At 70.3% G+C, this 6,064-nt stretch carries 7 protein-coding genes; 5 read left to right on the top strand and 2 right to left on the bottom strand.

The window, feature by feature from the left end:
- Positions 1–109: integrase core domain-containing protein (locus E3O67_RS09990; RefSeq protein ID WP_167726473.1), on the top strand; the 109-nt coding region annotated here is incomplete at its 5' end.
- On the opposite strand, the gene E3O67_RS09985 is transcribed toward E3O67_RS09990, so the two are convergent.
- The gene (locus tag E3O67_RS09985) at positions 106–1,371 is read right to left on the bottom strand and encodes a hypothetical protein (protein ID WP_135102609.1); all 1,266 of its coding nucleotides are present in this window, start codon (positions 1,369–1,371) and stop codon (positions 106–108) included. The two genes, E3O67_RS09990 and E3O67_RS09985, sit on opposite strands and share 4 nt — an antisense overlap.
- A 160-nt stretch (positions 1,372–1,531) precedes the next feature.
- Positions 1,532–1,960: an EVE domain-containing protein gene (locus E3O67_RS09980; protein WP_241979123.1), complete on the bottom strand. Its 429-nt coding sequence runs from the start codon at positions 1,958–1,960 to the stop codon at positions 1,532–1,534.
- A 43-nt stretch (positions 1,961–2,003) separates the two neighbouring features.
- Here E3O67_RS09980 and E3O67_RS09975 point away from each other — a divergent pair, with 43 nt between their 5' ends.
- The 4 genes from E3O67_RS09975 to E3O67_RS09960 all read left to right on the top strand — a co-directional run bounded on the left by E3O67_RS09975 (position 2,004) and on the right by E3O67_RS09960 (position 5,980).
- Positions 2,004–2,549, top strand: a complete 546-nt coding sequence (locus E3O67_RS09975; RefSeq protein WP_174776818.1) for a hypothetical protein — start codon at positions 2,004–2,006, stop codon at positions 2,547–2,549.
- On the top strand, positions 2,546–3,238 hold the full coding sequence (locus E3O67_RS09970; protein WP_134427339.1) for a DUF1684 domain-containing protein: 693 nt from the start codon (positions 2,546–2,548) through the stop codon (positions 3,236–3,238). Before E3O67_RS09975 ends, E3O67_RS09970 begins: the two co-directional genes overlap by 4 nt.
- 234 nt (positions 3,239–3,472) lie before the next feature.
- Positions 3,473–5,353, top strand: a complete 1,881-nt coding sequence (locus E3O67_RS09965; RefSeq protein ID WP_241982102.1) for a DEAD/DEAH box helicase — start codon at positions 3,473–3,475, stop codon at positions 5,351–5,353.
- 93 nt (positions 5,354–5,446) lie between these two features.
- Positions 5,447–5,980: a GNAT family N-acetyltransferase gene (locus tag E3O67_RS09960; RefSeq protein WP_134427333.1), complete on the top strand. Its 534-nt coding sequence runs from the start codon at positions 5,447–5,449 to the stop codon at positions 5,978–5,980.
- Positions 5,981–6,064: the final 84 nt, after the last annotated feature.

Raw genomic sequence — 6,064 nt, 5'->3', positions numbered from 1 at the left:
CGCATACCAAGACTGGATCCATAGCTACAATCACCACAGGCCCCATACCGGCATCGGCGGCAAATCACCCATCGACCGCGTTCACAACGTCAATGGGAAGTACAGCTAGTGGGCGTCGAAGCGGGCGAGGGCGTCGGCATCCGTGGCGTGGGTCATCGCACTGCGCGCGGTGTCCAGGGCGGAGATCGGATCGGCCTCCGACGTCGCCAGGCTCAGCTTTCGTTCGGCCTCGGCGAGGCGGGTGCGCGCCTCCGCGCCCACGCGTCCGGGGTGGGCGGTGATGAAATCGCGGGTCACGGTGATCTGGCTGCGCGCGGCCAGAAGGGCGCCGGTCAGCGCACCGCGGGCATTGTCGAGCCGCAGCTGGCGGTTACGGGCCTCGGAACGGATCACGTCAAGACCGTCCATCGCCGTGCGCAGCCAGGCCTGGTCGGCGGCCGGATCGCTCAGGCGCGACGGATGCCGCAGCTCGCCCACCACGCGGTCGGCCTCCGCCACGACACGGTTGAGTTCGCCGCGCGCGGCGGTCTCCTCGTGCCCGTCGCGCAGGGCGCGCACCTCGGCCAGTTCGAGATCGGCCCCATCGAGCGCACGGGCCAGGGAGGCGAACCCGACGTGCAGTTGGTCTTCGCCGAGTTCGATCGCGTCGAGGAGTGTGCCGGCGTGGTGCAGGGCCTGCTCGGCCGCAAGCAACTGCTCGCCCACCGGATCGGTGGCCTCGTGGGCGAGCCGCGCGGCCGCGGCATCCACTGCCCGGCGGGCGTCGACGAGGGCCGCCTCGGCGCGGGCGACGTTGCCGCTGATCGGGGCCAGGGCGGGCGCGGCATAGGTGCGACTGAGCCGGGAGAGACTGGCGGTGCCGGCCGCCACGCGGTCGGCAACCCGGTCGAGGCGGCGCCGCAACTTCTCGAGCAGAATCGGGGCATCCCGTTCGACACCGCGCCGGGAGTCGAAATCGCGGGTCTCGGCACCGAGACGTGTGACGGCCTCGTCGGAGAGCACGATGATCTGCTCGGTCCAGCGGCGGCGCTCGCCCTCAGAGTCGGGCACGCTGTCGTCGAGCCTCTGCTGCAGCAGAAAGGCGTCGCGCACCTGCCGCCGGGAGGCGTCGAGCGCGGCCGCAAAATCGCTGGTGGCGTTCTCCCCGAACTGGGCGACCGCGAAACCGAGTTCGTCGGTGGCCGCCTCGATCAGATCATCCGCGCGCACGAGGGAGATGGCGGCAGCCCGGGTGCGCTCGATAGCCAGCGTTTGGTCGACGCGGGCGCGCGCCTGAGCTCGGCGCCGCAGCATCATCGAGATCACCACGGCGACCGCTGCCGTCCCGCCGAAAACGACGGCCGAAGGCACCCACCAGAACTCGCCAGTCATGCCTTCAGTGTACCGAACGGATGCGCACCACCCGGCGCCGAACGCGGCAGCACCTTATCGAAAATCGCCGATCCCGCCCATAATCGCAGCAGGGACAGGTCACCTCGGCGGCTTCGACGACTCTCGCCGAAGGCGGACCTCGACCAGGCCGAGTCAGGCGCTACTCCCGGCGCATCTGGCGCCGGATCACCTCGAAGTCGTGCCGGGAGATCTCGAGCAGCCCCCGCCGCAGCTGGTACCCCCAGTCGGGGTTGCTGCGGGTGAACTCGAGAACCGACAGGAGTGGGCGGATCGAGGCGGCCACGACATCCGTCTCGTAGTCGATGTGGCGTCGCCACGGCCGGTACGAACTCGGGGCGGCGGATTCCCCCTGGTGCACGATTCCGGGGGCGATGCGCCCGATCGCGGTGAACTCGCGCAGGGACTCGCCGTCGATGTGCGTCTTCGGGGAGTAGTAGACCACCCCGTCGGACTCGCCCATCTGCTCGAGCGCCGCCCGGGCCCCGTGGCTGGCCTGAACGAGCCCCACCGCCACGGCACGCAGCACGTGTTCGCGCGAGGCAACGCCCAGCCAATATCGAATTGCCACGCTCTTAGTTGTACTGCATGCCCCGGCACCACAGACTGGGGTCATGCGTGTTCTTCTGAAAGAGATCCTCGACTGCTCCCCCGATGCCGCCTGGCGAGCTCTGCGGAGTCCCGCCGTGTTCCGCGAGGTGAGCTCACCCGTGATGAGCGTCGAATCGCTCGAGATGGATGGCTTCCCCACCATCTGGGAGCCGGGTGAGCATCCGGTCAGCCTGACCGCGCTCGGCCTGGTGCCGATGGGCGACCAGGTCATTCGACTCACCATGGCGACCACCCGGAAGGACGGGGTGCGCATCCTGCGCGACACCGGCCGCGGCGTGTCAGGGCCGCTCGCCTCGGTCACGCTCTGGGACCACCGGATGGCCGTGGCTCCCGACCCGGCCGGCACCGGGAAGACGCTCTTCCGCGACCAGCTGATCTTTCGCACCGGTGCGCTCACCCTGGCCAGCTGGCCGGTGTTCTGGTCGATCTGGCAGTGGCGGCTGCACCAGCTCAAGCGCCTCGCACCGAACTGGAGCCTCGACCTCGGCGTCGACGAGCCGGTCCGGCCAGGCGCCGCCGAGCCCCGCGAATCCGGCGTGACGTCGTGACCACCACCCTCGGCGCCCTGCAGGTGGCCGACTGGCGTCGGCGCGTGTTCGGGCTGTACGCCGGCGTGCGCCAGCTCAGCGCGCAGGACCCGGCCGCCGGCCACGAGTTGTGGCGGAGCGGCCGGGACGATCTGTTCGGCGGGCACTCCGCCTCACCGTTGATGCCCGACGACCGGGCCGGCTTCACCGGGCTGCCGGTCGCCGCCTACGACCCCGACTGGCGGTTCGAGGCCGAGGTGCACCGTGCGGAGCATCCGGTGCGCATCACGGTCGACACCGGAACCGGCGCCGGATCCGATGGGAAGGTGCCGTTCGACCTCGTCGGGACCGTGCGCTTGCCGTACCTCGGACCGATCGACCTCTGGCGGCTCTCCAGCTACGGCGGCGGCTTGTTCCTACCCCTGCGCGACGGTCTGGCGGGCAAGCCCGGCGGAACCTACGGCGGCGGCCGCTACCTGCTCGACACGGTCAAGGGCGCCGACCTGGGCTCGGGGGCCGACGACGACAGCATCATCCTCGACTTCAACTTCGCCTACAACCCGTCCTGCGCCTACGACCCGATGTGGGCCTGCCCGCTCCCCCAGGCCGGCAATACCGTGGCCGCGGAGGTGCCCGTCGGCGAACTGGCACCGGGTGAGGAGCGTCACCCCACGGCACCCGCCGGACGGGCCTTCGACCCGGAGGCTTGACAGCATCCGCTAAGATGGAAGCTTGCGAGTGCGTAGTTGCGCTTGCTGCGTCGTAGAACGCCCTCTTCTTATTGCGGCAGCCCACCCGGGCCGGCCCGATTTTTCGAATCAAACCTTCTTACGGCGAACGGATGTGCCCATTGGCACCTTCGCCATGTGAATCCTCTCAAGGCTCCGAGTTACCGCCCGTGCGGAACGGATGCCTGGGGAATCTGATGCCCGAAAGGCACCACCTTGTCAGAAACTTCCTTCAGCGCGCTTGGCGTGCCAGCCCCTCTCGTCGCCATCCTGACGGAGCAGGGCATCGACAGCCCGTTCCCGATCCAGGTGGACACGCTGCCCGACACCCTGAACGGCCGCGACGTGCTCGGCCGCGGCAAAACCGGCTCCGGCAAGACCCTCGCGTTCGCCCTGCCCATGGTGTCGCGCCTCGGCGGCAAGCTCGCCGGCGGCCGACGTCGTCCGGGCCGCCCGCTCGGCCTGATCCTCGCCCCGACCCGCGAGCTGGCCACGCAGATCACCAACGCGCTCACCCCACTGGCCGAGGCCTACGGTCTCAACACCACCACGATCTTCGGTGGCGTCTCCCAGGGCCGTCAGGTCTCCGCACTCAAGGCCGGCGTCGACATCGTCGTGGCCTGCCCCGGCCGTCTCGAGGACCTGATGAAGCAGGGCTTCATCAGCCTGGACGCCGTCGAGATCACCGTGCTCGACGAGGCCGACCACATGGCCGACCTGGGCTTCCTGCCCGTCGTCACTCGCATCATGGACAAGACGCCCAGCAGCGGCCAGCGCCTGCTGTTCTCGGCCACGCTCGACAACGGCGTGGACAAGATCGTTCGCCGCTTCCTGCACAACGAGGTGATGCATTCGGTCGACGAGGCCAACAGCCACGTTTCCGCGATGACCCACCACGTGTTCGAGATCGACGGCGTCGAATCGAAGAAGGCGCTCGTCGAGAAGCTCGCGAGCGGTTCCGGCCGCCGCATCCTCTTCATGCGCACCAAGCACCAGGCCAAAAAGCTCGCCAAGTCGCTCACCGACGCCGGGATTCCCTCCGTCGACCTGCACGGCAACCTCTCTCAGGTCGCCCGTGACCGCAACCTCGCCGCGTTCAGCGCCGGCGACGTCAAGGTGCTCGTGGCCACGGATGTCGCGGCTCGCGGCGTGCACGTCGACGACATCGAACTCGTCATCCACGTCGACCCGCCGGCCGAGCACAAGGCGTACCTGCATCGCTCGGGCCGCACCGCCCGTGCCGGCAGCGCCGGTGACGTCGTGACGCTGGTTCTCCCCGAGCAGCGCCGCGACACCGACGCGCTGCTGCGCAAGGCCGCGATCAAGGTGACCCCGCAGCGGGTGACCGCGGCCTCCCCCGCCGTGGACGCCCTTGTCGGCGACGTCGCCGCCTACGTCAAGCCGCTCCCCCGTGTGGAGCAGCCGCACGGCCAGTCCNGTCGCCGCCTACGTCAAGCCGCTCCCCCGTGTGGAGCAGCCGCACGGCCAGTCCCAGGGCGGCCGCTCGCAGGGCGCCAACGCCCAGCGCAAGCGCGTCAACCGCGACGAGCGCGACTCCGGCCCCCGCGACGGCGGTGCCCGGGCCGGCGCGACCCGCGGCAACCGCGGACACCGCGGCAGCGATGCCGTGGCACCCACCGGTGGAGCGCGCCCGGAACGTTCGGGACGGCCAGCGGCATCCGGTCGCAGCCAGGGTTCGGGCAACGGTCAGGGCCGTCCGGCCCAGGGTGGACGCTCCGGCGGCCTCCAGGTCGGCGGCCTCGTGCGCGGTGCCGGTGCCTCCGGCGGCGCCCGTCGCTCGGCTCCGCGCCGCGCGCAGGGCTAGTCACCAGGCGGCATCCGCGAGTTTGTTCCACTGTGGAACGGGTCGGTCTCTGGGGAGGCCGGCCCGTTTTGCGTTGCCGGGGCAGTACCGACACGCGCCCGGCGCCCCCGTGCGGGCAGGGCCCCTTGTGGCCAACTCAGGAGAAACGTGGCGGTGACGGATGCTCCGCCCCGCTATCACGCGACGACCCACCGTGCCGACACCGGATCTCAGGAATTAGCCACTTGTTGCCCGGCTCAACGGCGAAGTCGGCAGCAGGCGTGCAGAGCTGAAGTCGTGGGTCGCCCGGCATCCCTCGGCGGGGCGGCCACGGTCGGGGCGGCGCAGCGTCATTCGGAGCCGCGCGGCTGAGCTAGTCTCGGGTCATGGTCACCACAGCAGTCCTTCGTCCTGTCACAGAATCGGATGCCGACAGCCTCGGCCGCGTGCATGCCACCTGCTGGCACGAAACCTACGACCAGTTGCTCAGCGAGGCCGCCCTCGAACAGCTGCAGCCCGCCCGCCTGGCCGCCATGTGGCGCCGGTTCAGCGCGCAGGGACCGAACCACCGCCAGGTAGCGGCCCTCGTCGACGGTGAGATCGTCGGATTCGCCGGCAGCGGGCCGTCCCGCGACGACGACAAGCCGGCGCCGATGGAGCTCTACTTCATCTACCTGCTCGACGCCTACCACGGCACCGGCATCGGCCAGCAGCTCTTCGATGCGGTTGTCGACGACGGCCCGTCCTCCCTGTGGGTCGCCGAAGTCAACCCCCGCGCGCACTCGTTCTACAAGCGCAACGGCTACGCCCCCGACGGACACGAGCAGGATCAGGAAGTGCTCGGCGAACAACTCCACGAGGTGCGACTGGTGCGGCCACGCTCGCTGGCGCGCCGGCTGTCACTCGTCACGAACGACTAGCAGCAGCCGGCGGCCCGGCTCCCGCGGCGGGAGCGCTCCCGCGGCGGCAGCGCTCCCGCGTGCGTGAGGCCGGCTGCCGCGGCC

The organism is Cryobacterium sp. TMT3-29-2 (assembly GCF_004564305.1).
Lineage (GTDB): Bacteria > Actinomycetota > Actinomycetes > Actinomycetales > Microbacteriaceae > Cryobacterium > Cryobacterium sinapicolor.
The sequence above is the reverse complement of the archived record's forward strand: the minus strand, read 5'-3'. Positions and strand labels throughout refer to the sequence as shown.